The sequence below is a fragment of the Alicyclobacillus suci genome (assembly GCF_017329615.1).
GTDB lineage: Bacteria > Bacillota > Bacilli > Alicyclobacillales > Alicyclobacillaceae > Alicyclobacillus > Alicyclobacillus suci.
This window is the reverse complement of record NZ_JAFMTW010000056.1, coordinates 1-18,599: the sequence shown is the minus strand read 5'-3', so window position 1 is coordinate 18,599 and position 18,599 is coordinate 1. Positions and strand designations below refer to the sequence as shown.

The following is an 18,599-nucleotide window of genomic DNA, read 5'->3' as shown; positions in this document are numbered from 1 at the left end:
CACGTCGACCGAAACTTTTAGGCGTGTGTGTTCAGTTTTCAAGGAACCAAAAGCTTTACGGACAGCACCGCTTGAAGCGGCGAGAAACAATATATCATGATATGAAACAGGGCGCAAGTACTATTTTCAACTTTGTCGATACAAAACCGCAAGCCCCTCCCAACACCAAAAAATGCGCCAAAGAATGCGCCAAGAAAAAAAGGGCAGCCCAGTCAGGCTACCCCTTTATCCGCAATTTATGATCTCATCTGTACCTACGCAAACCACCGACCAAAAAACCCGCGCCCCAGTTGCACTTAGTGCTGCGATGAATTGTCGCCCGTGCGCACCGCATGGCCAAGTCCTTTGAGAAACTCGAGACCCAAACGGAGGGCTGCACTGACGTCCGGGTCTTTAAGTTGTTTCATCAACTCGAAGACACTCATCGGCTTCGCGGGGATGTCTGCGTTCGCTACGCGATCAAGCCCCGCTGTGAGCCCATCCAGCGACTTCGCCACTGCCGTACCATCAATCTTACTCATGCCCTGCATCGCAGCGAGCGCCGTTTGGAGGGCATTCGAGGCACCTGGTGTGGAGAGAAGGTCGACCAGTTTGTTCATCACTTTGTCGCCGCGATCGAACAAGGCTACCAAAATCTCCAGCAAACCTTTGTCGTGCATCGCCTGCAGGAGCTTCATTCCCTCAATCAAACCATCGGCGTCGGCAGCGGTCTCCGTGCGCACCTGTGCGAGCTTTTCAGCTTCCAGATCTGCCGCCGTTTTCACTGGGCGAACAATCGTCGTGATGGCGTTTGCCATATCTTCTTCCCCCTCCGTTACGAACGCTCGCCGACCAGCGGTCGGTAGTCTTTACGCGCCCACTTCTTATCCACGTTGACGCCCGGTTGCGGATTTGGGTGTCCTAACCGGAAGTTGCCTTTGACGACAGGGGATTTACCCGTGAATTCAAGGACCTCCATTTTGACCCGCATCTCCTTGTAGGCTGGGGTGAAGGTGACGGTGTCGTGATCACTACTCGTCAACATGTTCACCGTCTCATCGTCCTTTGCCGACAACTGCGGAATATAAATCTGTTTACCATGAACCCTATCTGTCACGACAGCGCGCAGTTTCACACGACCATATGGCGAGGTGATGCGAACCAACGTGCCATCCACAATGCCGCGTTCACGAGCCAATTCCGGTGATACTTCGACGAAGCTGCTTGGAACCTTTTTATTGATACCAGGTACACGCGCCGTCAAGTTACCTTCGTGGAAGTGTTCGAGCAGGCGGCCGTTGTTGAGTTCAAGATCATACTCTTCCGGCAGCGTCAACGGATGTGTCCAATCAACGGGCCACAGTCGCGCTTTACCGCCTTCCAAAGCGAACTCGTCGAGGTACAGGTGCGGCGTATCAGTACCGTCTGGCAGCACCGGCCACTGCAAGCTCTTGTAACCCTCCAACCGTTCGTAAGTCGCACCGGCGAACAGTTCCGTCGTCGCGCACGCTTCCTCAAAAATTTCCTTGGGCGATGTGTAGTTCCAGTTGGCACCCAAGCGATTGGCCACCATTTGAATGATTTGCCAATCCGGCTTCGATTGGCCAAGCGGCGGCAACACCTGATACAGGCGTTGGATGCGGCGCTCCGTGTTCGTGAAGGTACCTTCCTTTTCAAGACTCGGGCTCGCTGGCAAAATCACGTTGGCAAACGATGCCGTCTTGCTGAAGAACACGTCCTGCACGATAAAGAAATCGAGCTTTTCAAACGCCTGTTGTACATAGTTCGCATTCGAGTCGACGACAGCCATGTCCTCGCCAATCAAGTACATTGCCTTAAGTTTGCCCTCGTGAATCGCGTCAACCATCTGGTGGTTGTTCAAACCAGGGTTGGTCGGCAGCGGCGTTCCCCACGCCTGTTCGTACTTCGCAAGGACATCCTTGTCCGCCGATGCCTGGTAGCCGGGATAGAACGCCGGAGCGCAACCGAAATCGCCAGCACCTTGGACGTTGTTGTGTCCACGCAGTGGGTACGCGCCCGTACCTGGACGTCCAGCGTTCCCCGTGACGAGCAGGAGGTTGCAAATCGCTGTACTCGTGTCCGAACCGCCCAAATGCTGCGTCACACCCATCGCCCAACAAACGGCGACCGACTTCGCGTTCATGATCATCTCTGCAGTCGCAATTAACTGCTCCTTGGACAGCCCCGTCACATCTGACGTGTAATCCAATGTGTACTTCTCCAGCGATGCCACGTATTGTTCAAAGCCGGTAACCCGGTTCTTAATAAATTCCGCATCATGACGGCCCTGGTCGATGATGTACTTCGTCACACCCGACAGCCAGACCAAATCCGTACCTTGGCGCGGTCTCAAGAAGATATCTGCGCGCTCAGCCATGATATTTTTGCGCAGATCCGCAACAATCAACTTCTGCCCATGCTTCTTCTGGGCGCGGCGCAAACGCGTTGACAACACAGGATGCGCTTCAGCCGGATTGGCGCCGACGATAATGACGAGATCGCTTATCGACAGGTCAGAGATCGATCCGGTATCGCCCCCCAAGCCCATCGTACGCCGCAACGCCTCTGTCGCTGGAGCCTGGCAGTAACGCGAGCAGTTGTCGATGTTGTTGGTGAACATGACGGACCGCGCGAGTTTTTGCATTAAATAGTTTTCTTCGTTCGTTGTCTTCGAGGAAGAGATGTAGGCAATCGCGTCTGGACCGTTCTCTTCCTTAATCCGTTTGAGATTTTCCGCGATATAATCGAGCGCTTCGTCCCACGTCGCAGGGTAAAATGCGTCACCGCGCCGAATCAGCGGTTCGACAATGCGTTCGTTGCTGTTGACGAAATCCCAGCCGAACTTTCCTTTGACACAGGTGGAGATTTGGTTGGCTGGCGCTTCCATATTCGGCTCGACTTTGAGGATTTTGCGGTCCTTCGTCCAAACGTCGAAGCTGCATCCGACACCACAATATGTGCAGACGGTTTTCGTCTTTTTGATACGCGCCTCGCGCAATTCCGCCTCTACTTCTGATACCGCGAAAATCGAAGAGTAACCCGGTTCAACTTTCTTGGTCAATTCAATCATCTTGCCAAGCGTCTGGTCTTCAATGCCTGTGAGATAGCCAGCTTCGCCAAGCATCGACTTCTCCATCAAAGCGTTACATGGACAAACCGTCACACAATGCCCACAAGAGACGCAAGACGATTCGTTAATCGGTACGTCATTATCCCAGATGACGCGTGGAATTTCGCGATCCCAATCAATCGACAACACCTCTGAGACCTGCAGATTCTGACACGCCTCGACACAGCGACCGCAAAGGATGCACTGGTCAGGGTCATACCGATAAAACGGGTTGGACATATCTTTTTCATAAGCCTTCGATTGAAACGGGTACGATTGGTGCTCGATTTCCATCTGCATCGCCGTGTTATGTATGGTGCAGTTCCCGTTGTTGTTATCGCAGACGGTACAATAGAGCTCGTGATTCTTAAGGATTCTATCCATCGCTTCCTTGCGCGCGAATCGCGCACCGACCGCCTTGGTGCGCACAACCATGCCGTCAGATACCTGCGTCGAACAGGCGCGAACCAAACTGCCATTGACTTCAGCGATACAGGTATCGCATGTCTCAATTGGACCGAGGGCGGGATGGTAGCAAACGTGCGGATGTTCTTGGCCGGTTCCAAGAATCGCCTCTAAAACGGATGTCCCTGGTTCTACGGCCACGTCGTTGCCATCAAGTTGAATGTGTAAAAAATCTGATGTCATGAGAATTCCCCCCATCTATTCATTCAATGTTTCACGCTGAGTGGCGAGGAATAAAATGAAACGAATGCAGCGGGCCAGCACGCGGCGATTGCGACGTGCCAACCCACTTACAAACCTAGATTGAATTACAAGGTAGCACCTGTGCTCTGTTCCTCACTGACATCGGTCGCGCCAGCCTTTGAACGACCACGCAAATAGGTGAGATAATAAGCCACTCCGACAAACAGCCAACCGCCAATTGCGTTACCAATGAAGGCGCCACACCATTCCACAATCGCCTGACCCCAGGAAATGTCCGCCCCTAGCCAGATTGCAGCTGGAATGATAAACATATTGGCCACAACGTGCTGGAAGCCAATTGCGACAAACGCCATGACAGGGAACCAAATGGCAAAAATTTTGCTGATGATATCCTTTGATCCCAATGCCATCCAGACAGCCAAACATACAAGCCAGTTACAACCAATCGCAGACGCGATAGTGGGCCCAAAGGCCAGCGTGGCTTTGGAAGTGGCAAGCGCAATTGTCGCGGACTTGTACGGATCTGCTGAGAGCACCTGCGACCAAATCCCAAGACCCGCCATAAAAATGGATCCGAGGAAGTTCCCAATCAATACAAAAACCCAATTGTAAATCAATCCGCTAATCTTCACGCGCTTCTTGTGCAGCGCAAGTGGCACAGTCATCATGTTGCCAGTGAGGAGCTCCCCGCCAGCGATGATGACAAACATGAGCCCTATCGGGAATACAGCACCCCCAATAAGGGATTTAAGCGAGCCCCACTGCTCAGGCAAACTTGCGGTCACCCGGATATCCAGGATAAAACCCATAGCGATAAATGCGCCCGCGAGAAACCCTAAGACAAGGAGTTTGAGGATGGAGGAATTCGCTTTATCCTCCCCCGATTTTGCCGCTGCTTCCGCGATTTCGGCCGGTGCTAAAAAGTTGCTACTCATAAAAACCACCATCTCCTATGTACGAGCGGTTGATGTACATACCGTCTACTGCCGCCGGCGCTGAAACACAAACTTTAAAAATGAGTTCGAGAATCGCATCACGGCACAAGCGTTCAGTAGAACGTAAAAACGGCACAAAGTACATGACATTGTAAGCGAATACAGCCATGTCTTTGCGCCGTTGAAATTCGCCTGCATGCCAACATACAAGCGCACCAACCTGCTCATTTGTGATGTGCGCTCGGCCACTGGTTGCACAATGGTCGAACCACATGGATATTGTACCATGTTTTTTCGAAAAGCGAAGCAATCTGTCGAAAAAAATTAAGATACATACAAATGATTATTACTCTTACGAATCGTGCCCGCTATAAAATGGATCAATCGGCTTCTCAAAAATAAATACCGAAACGCCCATATCCTCTGCCACTTTAAAATCAGAAAACAGATGGAGCATTTTTGAGCCTATCAATTCCTCCATCCCATCCGGTACGTGTTGCGAATACAGTGTTTGAATCATATTTGTGCGAGCAGCTCGAACAATCTCAGCACCCTCTGGCGTTTGACTGATAAATTTCTCCGTCGGCGTCAAATTTCCGTGAAGCACCGAAATCGCCATGTTTTCCACAAACACCGTGTGGATGCGCTCAGGTCCCTTGCCAAAGCAGTCTTTCCGCACGCGCCGCACAATTTCGTTAAACGCCTGCTCCTTTCGTTTTGGCAACGTGATCATTCCCTTCCAAATCCGTTCATATCGCCATGCCCTCTCTGCCGGTTTACACCATTTTCGGCGCAGACACTGCAAACGCCTGCTCACAAACACTCAGGCGCATTGGTTATCGATAGGCGTATCGCGTACACAAACGCCCGTATGCCCACCGATACCCTTGCAAACGCTACAGGTATTCACCAACGATGTGAAACGAAAAATCCTAGATTATCACACTTTCCACTCAAGAGAGGTGATCATCCGAATGACGACAAATCGGCCACCAAGCCCTTTACCAGCCAATCAAACGAGCAATCGAGTTGGCAGCATTGCCCCAGCCAGTCGCCGCGAACCGGTGCCATCTGCTCCGTCACACAAAGAAACGGCTAACCAGAACACAGTAGCAGGGACGTCAAAGTCCAAACCGGCGAACCCGAAGGCCCGTGCGTGCGCCAACACAAACACCACGGTCAAACCAAACGCGAGCACGCAAAACACAACTTTCAATAATACGAGCAATCCGCCAGCCAGCGCAATTGCTGGCGCAAACCAGCCAGTGCGCAGATACTCCGTCCAATACTACTGACGTCACCAAATTATTCAGGAAAACGTTCCCACTACGGTCGTGATAGAAGCATGGGCGCCCCCAACCGTTGCCAAAACGGCAATTGACAGCGCGAATATACAATCGTGATAGTAGAATAGATAGGCGCCGACCCGCATATAGTCAACGGCGCACCTGATGGTCGGAACGCCCGGTGATTTCGGCGGCCATAACCACACACAATGTGCCGAATCTACATAAAGTGATGGCGATAAAGATTGCGAGATGATGTCATGAAAGGGTACGGGTTACTACTTTCCTTAGTTTGCGTGGCTATCGTCACATTTTTATCGATGATGTTGAATGCGCCGCTCGTCGTCTTTGCGGCTGAAGTCGTTGCGATACTTATCCTCGACAGCCTCTTGGTCGTCGCTTTATTTCGGCGTGACAAGGGGCGTAAACGCCCTAACCCCGCACAGCGGCGGCGCAGGCAGGCAGGCAAGGGTCAGAACCAATCTGCATGACGCAAACCGTACATTTACTGGCGGCATCATGAAGCGGCAAATACACGGCAGTAACCGCCAATCAAAAGACGCCTCTACGCAAAGAGGCGTCAACACACGCGATGTTCAAATTCACTCTGCAAAAGCTGCATAGATCTTATCCAGCGCCTGACGCACTTTCCCCTCTTCTGAGAGAGCTGCGCTGTGATAGATGTGTGCGACGGTATCCGGCAACGCGTTTTGCTCTGCTACACTATTCACCACATCATCTGGCACAGACCACTTTGCTTCTTTCGCGGGCTGCATAAACCCATGCAGCAACGAACGTACCATAAACGGATGACCTCCAGGATTGTTCTTCGCCAGCAACACTAGCTTCCGAAACGTTGCATAATCCATCTTCATCCCATATCGCCTCCGTATGTTCTATCTCACTATATCGTACACCCAAATCCGTTATCCAGGTGAACCGCGCAGATGAAAAAATTGGCCCCTACCAGATATGACTGGAGGAGCACCTCATACAAAGCATATCGAATTCATTCACGCCCGTGATTGTACGACAGAAAGATTACAATCAAATTTCAAACGCGTTACGCCGCTGTAAAAATTCCTGAACATGAAGCCACAGCATGAAAACACAGATATTGATGTTTGCCAACACATCGCCTGTGAGTAAAATTGTAGATAACTCTGTGGATAACACCACTGATTTGTGGATAACCCTGTGGACTACGCGATAAAACGCTACATAGCGCGAATCGAAAGATAGAAAAGTGCGCTGCAAGGAGTGGATACACAGATGCTCGTGATGATCTTACTGATTGTGATTGCGATACTCCTGGTTCTCTTACTTACTCAGAGAAACCGCAGGGTATACAGAGAGTCCTATCGAGACACCTACTATCGTACAGATACGCGAAACCCGTATGACCCCGTACCACCGGATTATCCGTCACCTGGATTTAGCGCAGGGACCTTTCTAGGAGGCATGGCCGCCGGTGCATTGCTGACCTACTTATTGGAACAAGGGCGGATTGATATGGGGCAATTCGATTATTTCAACGGCCTGGGTGAAGACCAGATGATCCACGAATTAATACAACAAAACATTCTTCAACAAGACGAAATTGATGCGCTACAGATGAGATTAAACGAAGGGCCTATCGGCGGTGGCGATGGCTTCCCCGCCGATGACAACTATCCAAATTCCGCCCCTTCTTACGCAAATGACGTAGATTACGATATCCAAGATCCGTATCAGGATGGAATCGATACGGACAACTTTGATGACGGCAATTACGACGATTACAACAACCTCTGATTTAGACGAGTTGCTCCAGTTGCCGAATATAACGTGTTACAAGTGACGTGCCTGGCAAGCGCGATTGTATCGCGTGAATCGACTTTCCAGCGCGCAGCGCACGGATGAGTGGGTATGGCTGTAGGAGAAGTGCCACGAGCAAGTGCAAATCATTTTGTGCGAGCGGGCGCACGTGGTCATATACCTCGATTAAACGCGACATCTGGGGCACCTGCCAGGGCGCATTGCGGTGTAACACATGAGCCAAATCTTCCATTCGGACGTGGACAGAGGCGTTGTCAAAATCTATCAAGTGATAGCGTCCAAGTCTATCGACGACTAGGTTCGGATAATTGTAGTCACCATGGATGACCGCCCGTGCCTGAACTTCTCGTTCAATGGCGCGCTGAACGCGGCGGTCATCCAATTTCCGCATGGCACGCGCACATAAATTGATAAAATCACTTCGATTCCAATCGCCATCCATCCGCTTGAGTATCCGTTTTTGCCGGAAAAAGTTCTCCTTTATCCGCCACGCCCGCATGCGCGCCGGAGGTACAGACTCGGCAAACCCATGGCTTACACTGTGGAATCGAGCGAGCGTTTCAATCCCCTCTGCGAGTGCATGCTCGTGGTGAAACGCAGGGTTTCCACCGACAATCCACCGTGACAACACATAAAAACGATGATGGTAACGAATCGCCAAATGTCCCTCGGCGGTTTTACATGTCGCTGGAACAAATTGAAAATTGTAATTGCGCACGTGCTCCTGAACGGCGAGAATAAACGACAATTCGTCGAAAGGAATGCGGTACGGTTTCACACATAAAATTCCGTGCGCCTTTGTGCAAACCCGATAAACATCTTTGATGGCTTGCCAGCTTTCGATTTGCATACCGTACGCCTGTTCAATCTCTGAGAACAACGTCATCGAGTTGTCCCCCTATCTCCATGAGAATGCCCCGTGTCCTCCAACTCCCCCTTGCTACACCAACTGGTTGCACAAACGTAGAAGAAGACTTTGCACGCCCTCGTCGACACTCACCTCATCCGACTTGATGACGAATTTCGGATGAAGCGGCGCTTCATATGTTTGGTGTATGCCCGTAACGTGCCTGAGCCAGACAGGCCCGTCAGCCAAACGACACACGGCATAGGCAATTCTCCTCTTCTCGCCCTTGTCAAGATAGATCAGTTCCCTGTAAATGCCCGAATGGCGCTATCAAATTTCTCAACACTATTTTCCCAAGTCCATTTTTCCGCCTCCCGCTCGCCACTTTCAGCGAGTCTGCGCCTTAGCTGAGCGTCATCAATCAATCGGAGGACGTCATACGCGAGCCGACTTTCGTATCGATACGACAGCAGACAATTATCCATGTGTCGGCAATAATCCGCATTGCCACCTGAATAGGTGGTCACGAGCGCAGCACCGCACTTCATCGCTTCCAGCCCAGGAATGGAGGCGGAATCGTAAGTCGAGGAATTGACGAAGATGTCAGTCATGTTGTACACGTCGCGCAACGCTTCGTCAGTCTCCGGGGAATGAAAGACGAAGCGACCGCTTTTCTGCAAACGTTGCAGCGTCGGTGAAATACTAAGTTCTCGGGCTGGACAGATGAGGTTGACGACGACACCTGGACGACTCGCACAAATGCGTTCCAACTCGGTGATGAGATATGGCTGATCACGATGCCACGACCACTTTCCCTCCGCGTGCCGGACAATGGCCGTTATCTGCAAGTTGGTGTTTTGCTCGCGCCGATGCAAGTTGCGAAACGTAGCACTCACGCCAACGGGTACAATCCGTCCGGAGATACCGTGGTTTAACGCGATGATTTGCCGCTGCCACTCGGACAGGACAATCACCTTGTCTGTAAACTGATACGTGGGAAACGTCAGGTGGTTATCTGGCAAGAACGTCGGCTCGTAACAAAGACTAAAGCGCACATGCAGGCCCTTGCCACTGGCACTCGCTAAAGCAGCTGACGATACCGTCAAGTAATAATTCGACACAATCACGTCACTCACCGGATAATCCTCCGGGCGTAAAGAAGGCTCTTTTGTCCGAATGATACGCGCTTGTACGGGATAATCCACGTCTCCCTGTGGCGGCATCAGAATCGTGACATCATGTCCACGCGCGACGAGACCATTCGTCACTTCCGCGAGCATGCGTTGGGCACCGCCAATGCACAAGGTTAGAATCGGAAACGTCAACTTCACGGCTGTAGTCCCCCTTCCACCATCCGTTGCATCACCGACTGATACTTTTGCTGGACGACCAGCAACTCTTTGGCAATTGCTCGTTCGTGTTTCTTCGTTCCCATTTCCTCATGCACCCGATAACGCACCAGCGGAATATCCAAATAACGAAATGGATAATGTTGCAAAGCCCGCAACCAAAGGTCGTAATCATGCGTATACGGCAGTGTCTCATCAAACACGCCGACTGTCTCAAACACCCGCATGTCAATCATCACCGTGCATCCATTGATAGGACACCACTGGCTCATCGTCCGATAGAAGTCGACATCGCTCGCGAACGCCGTTCCCACCTTGCCACTGATAAGCTCCCCTCGCTCGTTCATATAAAAAAACGCACCATAGCTAATACTTAATTGATTCTCCTTCATCCATTGCACTTGCGTGGCCGTCTTGTCAGGCAGGAATTCATCATCTGCGCTGAGCCACGAAAAGTATCGCCCCGTCGCATGGCGAATGCCGACGTTCAAAGCGCTGGCGGTGCCGCCGTTTTCCTTGCGTAAATAATGGATCTTATCAAGGTAAGGCTGCACTTTCTCCACATGTTCGGTTGATCCATCGTCGACCACAATCACTTCCAGATTTGAATACGTCTGCGCAAGCGCACTCTCAATCGCCTGTGCGATGTACGCGCAGTTGTAAAATGGGATGACAATCGACACCTTCGGTTCCACGTAATGTGCCCGATCCCGATGCGCGTTCTCAATGGCAGCAATCATCCCCTGCAGATACTTCTCCTTCGTAAAGCGACTAGCCGTGACCACACCTGCCTGCGACAACGTATTGGCGAGCTGCGCATCTTGAAGCACACGCATCATCTGTGCGGCCAAAGCATCAGGGTCCCTTGGCGGTGTCAGCACGACATTTTGCATATCCGTACAATAATCCAACAGACCACCTGAATTGGTCGACACCACGGGCGTTCCACAGGCCATCGCCTCCATAGGCGGCAACGCAAACGCCTCAAACCACGATGTCGAAACAAACAAATCCGCGCCCCGATACAAGTTGGCCATCTCCTGTGCGCTCGTCGGTCGAAACACGCGGTAAGGAACGCCGTCGGGCAACGCCAAATCTCCCTCTGGACAAACCATATGGACAATAAAATCGCCTGGGTACGTATCGCGCAGCCGGGCAATGGCTGCTTGGAAATCAGTGAACCCCTTGAGTTCGTATCCGTACGCGGGGTTGCGCGCGATATACATAATCACCTTGGGTGACCCGGTCACGTGTTCACGCGAACCTGGATGAAAGACGTTTACGTCCACACCGAGGGGCACCACTTGGCTTCGCTGATGGGTATGCGCAGCAATTTGCTCATCCAACCAGTGGGAAATTGCAATCACGGGAACCCCCTGCTTATACGTCCAAAGTGCCGTTTGCTTTTCCGGCACCCAATAGGGTTCAAACCCAAGACTCAGCCGTACACATCGGTCCTTGTACGCTTGATATGGCCCTATGCAGGTGGTAAAGAAGTTCGTCAAAATGAGATCGCCTTCCGGGATATGCTCGTGTGTGAGCGCAGGTACCACGGAAAGCTTTGCCTGCAGGTTGTATTGCACCGTACCAGACGCAGGCATGACGACTTCGGTCTCATGTCCTGCCGCCTGTAGGGCATTGGCAATGTCCACAAGCACCTGACATCCGCCACCAATGTGCAGGTCCCCGACGGGGATCACAACTTTCATCGATATCCCCCCAAACCATTTGCTCACGTAGTTCTGAGCATCCTACGCAACCCACCCCTTGGCTGATTGGACAAATCGACGCCCGCGGCGGGGGCTTTGCGTCCAACTTTCCGAGCCTACGGCAGTTCGCCCTTTCACTTTTCGCGAACGGACAATATCAGTAGGTATCGACCAAAGGAGGGGTTTGCGTGGATTTGCGAAACAGCAATGTGCTCGTCACCGGTGGGGCGGGCTTTATCGGCAGTCATCTCGTGGAGCAACTGATTGCTGCTGGTGCCAATACCAAAGTGTTCGTCCATTACAACTCGGCCAATTCGAGGGGGCTGATTGACACACTGCCGGTCGAACTGCAAGGCGAGATTGACATTGTGCAAGGCGACCTTCGTGATTCCTACGCGGTCCACAACGCCGTCAAAGGGACTGATATCGTGTTTCACTTAGGAGCACTCATTGCCATCCCGTACTCCTATCAGAACCCTTACGACGTCGTTCAAACCAACGCTTTAGGTACACTTCACGTGGCACAGGCCGCACTCGCAAACGGAGTTCAGCGGATGATTCACACCTCAACCAGTGAGGTATATGGCACGGCACGCTACGTCCCAATGAATGAAGAACACCCTTTACAGGGACAATCGCCGTACTCAGCCAGCAAAATCGCGGCCGACAAAATTGTCGAGAGTTTCTATTGCTCCTACCAATTGCCAGTTGTTACTGTACGGCCGTTCAACGCGTTTGGTCCACGCCAGTCGCTGCGCGCGGTCATCCCAACCATCATTCAACAGGCGCTCAATCACTCGGAAATCGTTCTCGGCAATCTATCAGCAACCCGTGATTTCACATACGTAGAAGACACGGCACGCGCGTTTCTCTGCGCCGCAACCGCGAAGGACGACGTACTCGGGGAAGTGTTTAATGCCGGTTCCTCGTTTGAAATATCCATCAGAGATATTGCTGAACGCGTCCGCAGCTTGGTGGGCCGCGAGATTCCCATTCGTGTCGCACAAGAGCGTTTGCGCCCCGCCAAAAGCGAAGTCGATAGGCTGTTTTCGGATAGCCAGCGCGCCCAAGTGAAGCTCGGCTGGAAACCAACGGTTTCCTTTGACGAAGGCTTACGGCGAACCATTGCGTGGATTGCTTCGCACCAAGACCGATACAAGACAAACGATTACGTCATTTGAGGAGGGAATCAAGTGGAAGCCGTCATCATCACCGGAGGCAAAGGGCTACGGCTAGCTCCCTTCACGAAAGTACTCCCGAAAGGGTTGTTGCCCATTGGCGACCAGCCGATTCTTGAAATCATTGTAAAACAACTGAAACATCACGGATTTACAACCATCCACATGGCCTGCGGCTATCTTGCATCACTTATCCAAACCTACTTCGAGGACGGCCGCAAATGGGGCGTCGACATCGATTACGTCGTGGAAGACAAACCTCTTGGCACCATTGGCCCGCTGCAGAAGGTGCCTTTCGTCGGGCAGGAGCCTGTATTAATTATGAATTGCGACGTTCTCACAACCCTGGATTTTCGCAACATGATGGCGTTTCACCGCGCCAGCGACAGCGCTTTGACCATCGCATCGCAAGACCGTCGCGTCCCCATCGAATTTGGGGTACTGCGAACGGATGGCATTCGAGTTACCAAATTCTTGGAAAAGCCTGAACGCAGAGAACTCGTCAGCATGGGGATTTATGTGGCAGACCCAGCGCTTGTTCGCCACATTCCAGAAGACACGTACTACGATATGCCCGACTTGATTCTCCAACTGTTGGCCGTTGGAGAACCCGTACAACATTATGAGAATCAATCGTTTTGGCTCGACATCGGACGCCAATCCGATTTTGCGCAGGCGAGTGAGATCTTCCCTTCCATTCAATCGCAATTACTGCCGGGGGATTGCACATGAATGGCACACAGACAGCACTCGTGACCGGAGCCAACGGATTTGTCGGCCAGCATATGGTTGCCTATCTCTGCGCGCGAGAGATTCCTTGTGTCGCCACCGGGCGAACAAAGGCGTTCTCAGGGTCACAGGACGTTTTGTACTACCCGTGCGATATGTTGCACCGGGAATCGGTATTCCAGTTGGTGAAACAAGTCTCTCCGACGTACATCGTCCATCTGGCAAACGCCAGCAGCGTACCTGAGTCGTGGCGCCAGCCAACACAATTCATTCGCAACAACGTATGGGCGACGAAACATCTATTCGACGCCCTCGTGCGGACAAACACCCGGCCACGAGTGGTCATCGTCGGATCCGCCCAGGAATATGCAGCACCTCGAAACGATGTGACCGCACTGCCCTTGACGGAGTCCTCGCTCACGCTACCCAGCAATCCTTATGGTTGGAGCAAGCTGTTTCAAACGTGGCTCAGTCGCTATTACGCATCGCGGTACGAGATCTCTGTGGTCGTCGCCCGTACCTTTAACCTGATTGGCCCCGGTGCAACAGGTGGCGTTTGCGCCAAAATTGCGCGCGACATCGCCCGGATGGAACGCGCCGAAATCCCGCGCACATTGACCCTGGGGCCCGTCGAGGTACAACGCGACTTTTTGGATGTGCGCGACGCGGTATCTGCCTATTGGCAACTGGCCACGTACAACCGCCTATCCAAGCCAGGGGAGATTTTCAATGTCTGCAGCGGCCAAGCGCGTGCACTCTCGCAACTGGTCGATTATTTTCGCAACGTCGCACGGGTGCCGTTTGATCTAATAGAAGATACGCACCGTTCTCGGCGTGAGGAACCCGCCATTATCTGGGGCAGTCACAACAAAATTGAGGCGGCAACAGGATGGCGGCCCACGTATTCGATAGACCAATCCATCGAGGACATTATGGAATTTTATCGGGCGCAAACCGCCCGGCCTGAGGAGGGATTGTCGTGAATATCATGACCATCTTTGGCACGCGACCGGAGATTATCCGCCTCAGCCAAGTCATCGCCAAACTGGACAAGTGGGCCGGTCGCCATGTGACCGTGTATACAGGGCAAAACTTCGATAAGACACTCAGCGACGTCTTTTTTGAACAACTCAACATCCGGCAGCCGAACTACCGTATCCACCTTAAATCCCATGCGTTTGGCGCACAGGTGGGGCAAATGTTTACTGAAGTGGAGGACATCATCCGCAAGGAAAAACCAGACAAGTTACTGGTGCTCGGAGACACGAACAGCGCCTTGTGCGCGATACTTGGCGAGCGAAACGGCATTCCTGTCTACCACATGGAAGCCGGGAATCGATGTTTCGACACCGACGTGCCTGAGGAACTGAATCGCCGCATCATCGACGCAGTCTCCTCTTTCAACCTGCCTTATACGCCGGGGAGTCGGGACAATTTACTGCGCGAAGGAATTCATCCAACGCGAATCTTTGTGTCGGGCAACCCAATCTACGAAGTGCTTCAAACCTATCGAGCAAACATTGCAGCCAGCCAAGCACTTGAACAGTTCGGGCTCGCTGAGCAGAAATATTTCGTCGCGACCGTACACCGCGCTGAAAACGTCGATGTAAAAGAGCGACTGGACAGTATTTTTCAAGGATTGACGCACATCGCACAGGAGTGGGATTATCCACTACTCGTCAGTGTCCATCCGCGTACGCGAGCCCGCCTCCAACAATTTGGCATTCGTCACGACCACCCTCGCCTTGTGCTCCACGAACCTTTAGGGTTGTTCGATTTCGTCCGGCTGCAACAAGGTGCGCGTTGTGTCATCACCGACAGCGGCACAGTCCAAGAAGAGAGCTGTATTCTCGGGGTTCCCTCTGTCACCGTGCGCAAAAGTACCGAACGACCCGAGACGATTGTCTGCGGCAGCAACCTCCTAGCCGGTGTAGAGCGTGAGCGTATTCGCGACGGCGTGCGCTTGATGGCACAATCCGCACGCAACTGGACGTGTCCGGAAGGCTATTGCCAACCCGATGTCTCAACGAAGATCACACAGTTTCTGATTGGGGGGCTCTGCGATGTTTAAGGACACGACGATTTTAATTACCGGAGGCACTGGTTCCTGGGGTCAGACATTGACGCGAGCGCTCTTGCCACTAGAACCGCGCGAGATACGGATTTTCTCTCGTGGTGAATTCGCGCAAGTCCAGATGCAGCGCGCCTTTGCAGCGAACGACAAGTTGCGCTTTATCATCGGTGACATTCGTGATCTCGACGCCGTACGCAACGCCTGCCAAGGAGTGGACTACGTGTTCCACCTGGCTGCACTCAAACACGTACCGATTTGTGAGCGCCAGCCGGAAGAGACGTTGAAAACCAATGTCACTGGCACGCAAAATATCATTTCGGCGAGCATCGAGGCACGCGTGCAAAAGGTCATTGACGTCTCGACCGACAAGGCAGTAGAACCAGCCAACTTTTACGGAATGACCAAAGCACTCGGCGAAAAGTTGATGATTCAAGCAGATGAGATGAGTAAACACACGCGGTTCGTCTGTGTCCGCGGCGGCAACGTGCTCGGCAGTAACGGCAGTGTGGTGCCTTTATTTATTGAACAAATCCGGGAGAAGCGCGTCGTGACACTGACGTCGCAGACGATGACCCGCTTTTTCCTCACGCTTGAAGACGCCATTGGATTACTGCTTCACGCAGCCACCATCGCACAAGGCGGAGAAATTTTCGTCATGAAGATGGGGGCGTGTAAAATTGCCGATCTCGCCGCAGTCCTCGCCCAACACTACGCCGACGAGTCCATTGACATCGTCGAAATTGGCATCCGTCCTGGCGAAAAGCTGCACGAAGTCCTGGTTTCACGCCACGAAGCATGTCACACATACAAATTTGATGATCAATATTACGTCATCCTGCCGCAGCAACCAAAATCCGGCCTGCTCAAAACGTATCGCGCATATCCACGCTTCGAGCGCGAAATCTATGAGTCCAGCCAAAATCTGCTGTCACAAAGCGAAATTCGGCAAATGCTCAAGCGAGGTGGGTTCTTACAATGAAACTGCTGATTTTCGGCGGCGCCGGGATGGCTGGGCACGTGCTTAGCCAATACTTTCGAGACATCATCAAAAGAGATGTGTGGGTCACTGAGCGAAGTGGCCCACCGGACACGCGCAAAATCGTCCTCGACGTACGCGACCACCCACGCGTTGAACAGGCACTAAAACAAGTGCAACCCGACGTGGTGGTAAACGCGGTGGGCCTGTTAAATCAAGTAGCAGAAGAAAACGTCAAAGATGCCATCTACATCAACAGCCTCTTCCCGCACCTCTTAGCCGAACACGGGACAAAACAAGGCTTTAAGCTCGTCCACATCAGCACAGACTGCGTATTCTCAGGGCGCAAAGGAGACTACACCGAACGAGACATCGCCGACGGCGACACCGTGTACGCGCGGACCAAGGCGTTAGGAGAGGTCACGGAAGCACCGCATGTCACCATTCGAACCTCGATTATTGGCCCAGAGAAAAAAGACGGCATTGGGTTGTTCCACTGGTTTACTCGACAAACAGGCGAAGTCAAAGGATATACAAATGTCTTTTGGAACGGCGTCACGACACTCGAACTTGCCAAAGCGACAAAGTGGATACTCGACCACGACTTAACCGGCCTTATCCACTTAGCCGCCCCACAAAAAGTATCGAAGTATGCGCTGTTGTCTATGATCCAGGAGATTTTCGAGCGCCAGGACATCCACCTGACGCCGACCGAAACCCATCCGTCGGATAAAAGTCTAGTCAACACGCGACCGGACGTTACGTACAACGTGCCAGACTACCAAACCATGCTCGAAGAAATGAAGGCGTGGATGACAGCGCATCGCGCGGCGTATGAACACGATTCCGCTTGACATTCTCCCCATGCCTAAAGGCAGGGGAGAATGTCAACATGCACAGATTAACGAATATGACTCATCAAGTATTCTTGGTATGTCAGGATATCTGGCTGCTGCAGCTCTCGGCGCGGCAGTAGGTGTACTGGTGTCAGATGGATCAGGGTCTGCTATTGGTGCAATTATCGGTAGTTCCTGTTTATTATTACGATGTACGCTATCTTGAAGTTGGTCCGTTCTCAACAAGTAACATGCTTATGCCGGAACCGACACAAGGCGCCTGATTTATGGGAGTTAACCTGATGGGATAGTGCCCATCAGGTTAACTAATCCCCAATAGAGAGGACAATTGTATTGAACTTTTCTCTGTTTATAATCATTTTGTGTGTTTTATTTATCATTTTCATCATGATTTTTGCTCCATGGAAAACTTCGTTAAGGAGTATGGCAAGTATTCAGCTAGGTATGTTGGCTATTTATCTTTTGCCAAGACCTAGGTATGATTTGCCAACAGGAATTGCATTGGTGATACTTACTGTTTGTAGTGTAATTGTGATTCTTCGTAATCGTAATAAATAACTGAATGTAAAGCAGTAAGCAAGCGTGTTATTGAAAATCTTCCTTGGGAGGGCCGTACACTTGTTCCATTGCAGAACGCTTAATCAGGGTAGTAGCCCCACTTTTTCTGTATCCATTTTTAGGGAATCTATCATCGCGCAGGCGATGCCGCAATGTACTTACTTCCTTTTGCCACATCTTTGCAGCCTCAGTTATGGTGAGAACTTCGTGTAAACAATCGTGATCTTTCACGATATACCCTCCAATCTTAAAAAGATAATCCCGGATTTCGACGATTGTGTCATCGTGAATTGACCTGAATCATTGAAAAGGTGCTCCCCGTATGGCTCAGATGAGTTTGTCGAGAACCACATCTTCGCTAGGAAGGAGCACCTTTTGGGTGAAACAATATAATCATACACGAAGCCAGTTTGCTCGTAAAAGCTCTACAATTCATACTCGCTACGATTTGAATGCCGCCACCTCCTTTGGCGGTGCAGCTGGTCTCATAGATTTCGTTTTGGGA

The 18,599-nt window shown here is 51.8% G+C and carries 20 protein-coding genes; 9 read left to right on the top strand and 11 right to left on the bottom strand.

The window, feature by feature from the left end:
* A partial coding sequence (locus J3482_RS17850) for a hypothetical protein (RefSeq protein WP_206922858.1) occupies positions 1 to 242 on the top strand: 242 nt, incomplete at its 5' end.
* Between the two features lie 54 nt (positions 243 to 296).
* Here the strand turns inward: J3482_RS17850 and J3482_RS17845 are convergent.
* The 6 genes from J3482_RS17845 to J3482_RS17820 form a co-directional block, all read right to left on the bottom strand.
* On the bottom strand, positions 297 to 797 hold the full coding sequence (locus tag J3482_RS17845) for a helical membrane plugin domain-containing protein (RefSeq protein WP_146824666.1): 501 nt from the start codon (positions 795 to 797) through the stop codon (positions 297 to 299).
* Positions 798 to 814: 17 nt separating this feature from the next.
* Positions 815 to 3,757, bottom strand: a complete 2,943-nt coding sequence (gene fdhF / locus J3482_RS17840; RefSeq protein WP_146824667.1) for a formate dehydrogenase subunit alpha — start codon at positions 3,755 to 3,757, stop codon at positions 815 to 817.
* 125 nt (positions 3,758 to 3,882) lie between these two features.
* Positions 3,883 to 4,713 (bottom strand): formate/nitrite transporter family protein, encoded by an 831-nt coding sequence (locus J3482_RS17835; RefSeq protein WP_146824668.1) that lies wholly within the window; start codon positions 4,711 to 4,713, stop codon positions 3,883 to 3,885.
* Complete coding sequence (locus tag J3482_RS17830; RefSeq protein WP_206922857.1) at positions 4,706 to 4,987, bottom strand: hypothetical protein; 282 nt, start codon at positions 4,985 to 4,987, stop codon at positions 4,706 to 4,708. The genes J3482_RS17835 and J3482_RS17830 overlap by 8 nt, the downstream gene beginning before the upstream one ends.
* Positions 4,988 to 5,065: 78 nt before the next feature.
* Positions 5,066 to 5,437: a Na-translocating system protein MpsC family protein gene (locus J3482_RS17825; RefSeq protein ID WP_438938592.1), complete on the bottom strand. Its 372-nt coding sequence runs from the start codon at positions 5,435 to 5,437 to the stop codon at positions 5,066 to 5,068.
* Between the two features lie 288 nt (positions 5,438 to 5,725).
* The gene (locus J3482_RS17820) at positions 5,726 to 5,941 is read right to left on the bottom strand and encodes a hypothetical protein (protein ID WP_206919099.1); all 216 of its coding nucleotides are present in this window, start codon (positions 5,939 to 5,941) and stop codon (positions 5,726 to 5,728) included.
* Positions 5,942 to 6,259: 318 nt separating this feature from the next.
* Between J3482_RS17820 and J3482_RS17815 the strand changes: the two genes are divergently transcribed.
* A complete protein-coding gene (locus J3482_RS17815; protein WP_146824671.1) occupies positions 6,260 to 6,490 on the top strand; it encodes a hypothetical protein in 231 nt (76 codons plus the stop codon).
* A 111-nt stretch (positions 6,491 to 6,601) separates the two neighbouring features.
* Here the strand turns inward: J3482_RS17815 and J3482_RS17810 are convergent, their stop codons facing one another.
* Positions 6,602 to 6,874, bottom strand: coding sequence for a hypothetical protein (locus J3482_RS17810; RefSeq protein WP_146824672.1), 273 nt, complete (start codon positions 6,872 to 6,874; stop codon positions 6,602 to 6,604).
* A 397-nt stretch (positions 6,875 to 7,271) separates the two neighbouring features.
* Between J3482_RS17810 and J3482_RS17805 the strand changes: the two genes are divergently transcribed.
* Entirely contained in the window at positions 7,272 to 7,793 is a 522-nt protein-coding gene (locus J3482_RS17805; RefSeq protein ID WP_146824673.1) for a hypothetical protein, read from the top strand.
* 1 nt (position 7,794) lies between these two features.
* Here J3482_RS17805 and J3482_RS17800 read toward each other — a convergent pair whose 3' ends face one another.
* From J3482_RS17800 to J3482_RS17790, 3 genes are all read right to left on the bottom strand, one after another.
* A complete protein-coding gene (locus tag J3482_RS17800; RefSeq protein WP_206919109.1) occupies positions 7,795 to 8,703 on the bottom strand; it encodes a phosphotransferase in 909 nt (302 codons plus the stop codon).
* A 260-nt stretch (positions 8,704 to 8,963) separates the two neighbouring features.
* Positions 8,964 to 9,995 carry a glycosyltransferase family 4 protein gene (locus J3482_RS17795; protein ID WP_146824675.1) on the bottom strand — a complete coding sequence of 344 codons (1,032 nt, stop codon included), beginning with the start codon at positions 9,993 to 9,995 and terminating at the stop codon, positions 8,964 to 8,966.
* Entirely contained in the window at positions 9,992 to 11,722 is a 1,731-nt protein-coding gene (locus J3482_RS17790; RefSeq protein WP_146824676.1) for a glycosyltransferase, read from the bottom strand. The genes J3482_RS17795 and J3482_RS17790 overlap by 4 nt, the downstream gene beginning before the upstream one ends.
* Before the next feature lie 188 nt (positions 11,723 to 11,910).
* On the opposite strand from J3482_RS17790, the gene J3482_RS17785 reads away from it, so the two are divergent.
* Genes J3482_RS17785 through J3482_RS17760 form a run of 6 tightly spaced genes read left to right on the top strand, consistent with a single transcriptional unit; the run spans position 11,911 to position 17,533 of the window.
* On the top strand, positions 11,911 to 12,903 hold the full coding sequence (locus J3482_RS17785) for an SDR family NAD(P)-dependent oxidoreductase (RefSeq protein WP_328702750.1): 993 nt from the start codon (positions 11,911 to 11,913) through the stop codon (positions 12,901 to 12,903).
* 12 nt (positions 12,904 to 12,915) lie between these two features.
* Complete coding sequence (locus J3482_RS17780) at positions 12,916 to 13,632, top strand: sugar phosphate nucleotidyltransferase (protein ID WP_206922856.1); 717 nt, start codon at positions 12,916 to 12,918, stop codon at positions 13,630 to 13,632.
* Entirely contained in the window at positions 13,629 to 14,612 is a 984-nt protein-coding gene (locus J3482_RS17775) for an NAD-dependent epimerase/dehydratase family protein (RefSeq protein ID WP_146824679.1), read from the top strand. Before J3482_RS17780 ends, J3482_RS17775 begins: the two co-directional genes overlap by 4 nt.
* A 5-nt stretch (positions 14,613 to 14,617) precedes the next feature.
* Complete coding sequence (gene wecB / locus J3482_RS17770; RefSeq protein ID WP_236018365.1) at positions 14,618 to 15,700, top strand: non-hydrolyzing UDP-N-acetylglucosamine 2-epimerase; 1,083 nt, start codon at positions 14,618 to 14,620, stop codon at positions 15,698 to 15,700.
* Complete coding sequence (locus J3482_RS17765; protein WP_206919120.1) at positions 15,693 to 16,682, top strand: polysaccharide biosynthesis protein; 990 nt, start codon at positions 15,693 to 15,695, stop codon at positions 16,680 to 16,682. Before wecB ends, J3482_RS17765 begins: the two co-directional genes overlap by 8 nt.
* Positions 16,679 to 17,533, top strand: coding sequence for a dTDP-4-dehydrorhamnose reductase family protein (locus J3482_RS17760; protein WP_206922855.1), 855 nt, complete (start codon positions 16,679 to 16,681; stop codon positions 17,531 to 17,533). Before J3482_RS17765 ends, J3482_RS17760 begins: the two co-directional genes overlap by 4 nt.
* Before the next feature lie 588 nt (positions 17,534 to 18,121).
* On the opposite strand, the gene J3482_RS17755 is transcribed toward J3482_RS17760, so the two are convergent.
* On the bottom strand, positions 18,122 to 18,325 hold the full coding sequence (locus tag J3482_RS17755; RefSeq protein ID WP_146824683.1) for a helix-turn-helix domain-containing protein: 204 nt from the start codon (positions 18,323 to 18,325) through the stop codon (positions 18,122 to 18,124).
* Positions 18,326 to 18,599: the final 274 nt, after the last annotated feature.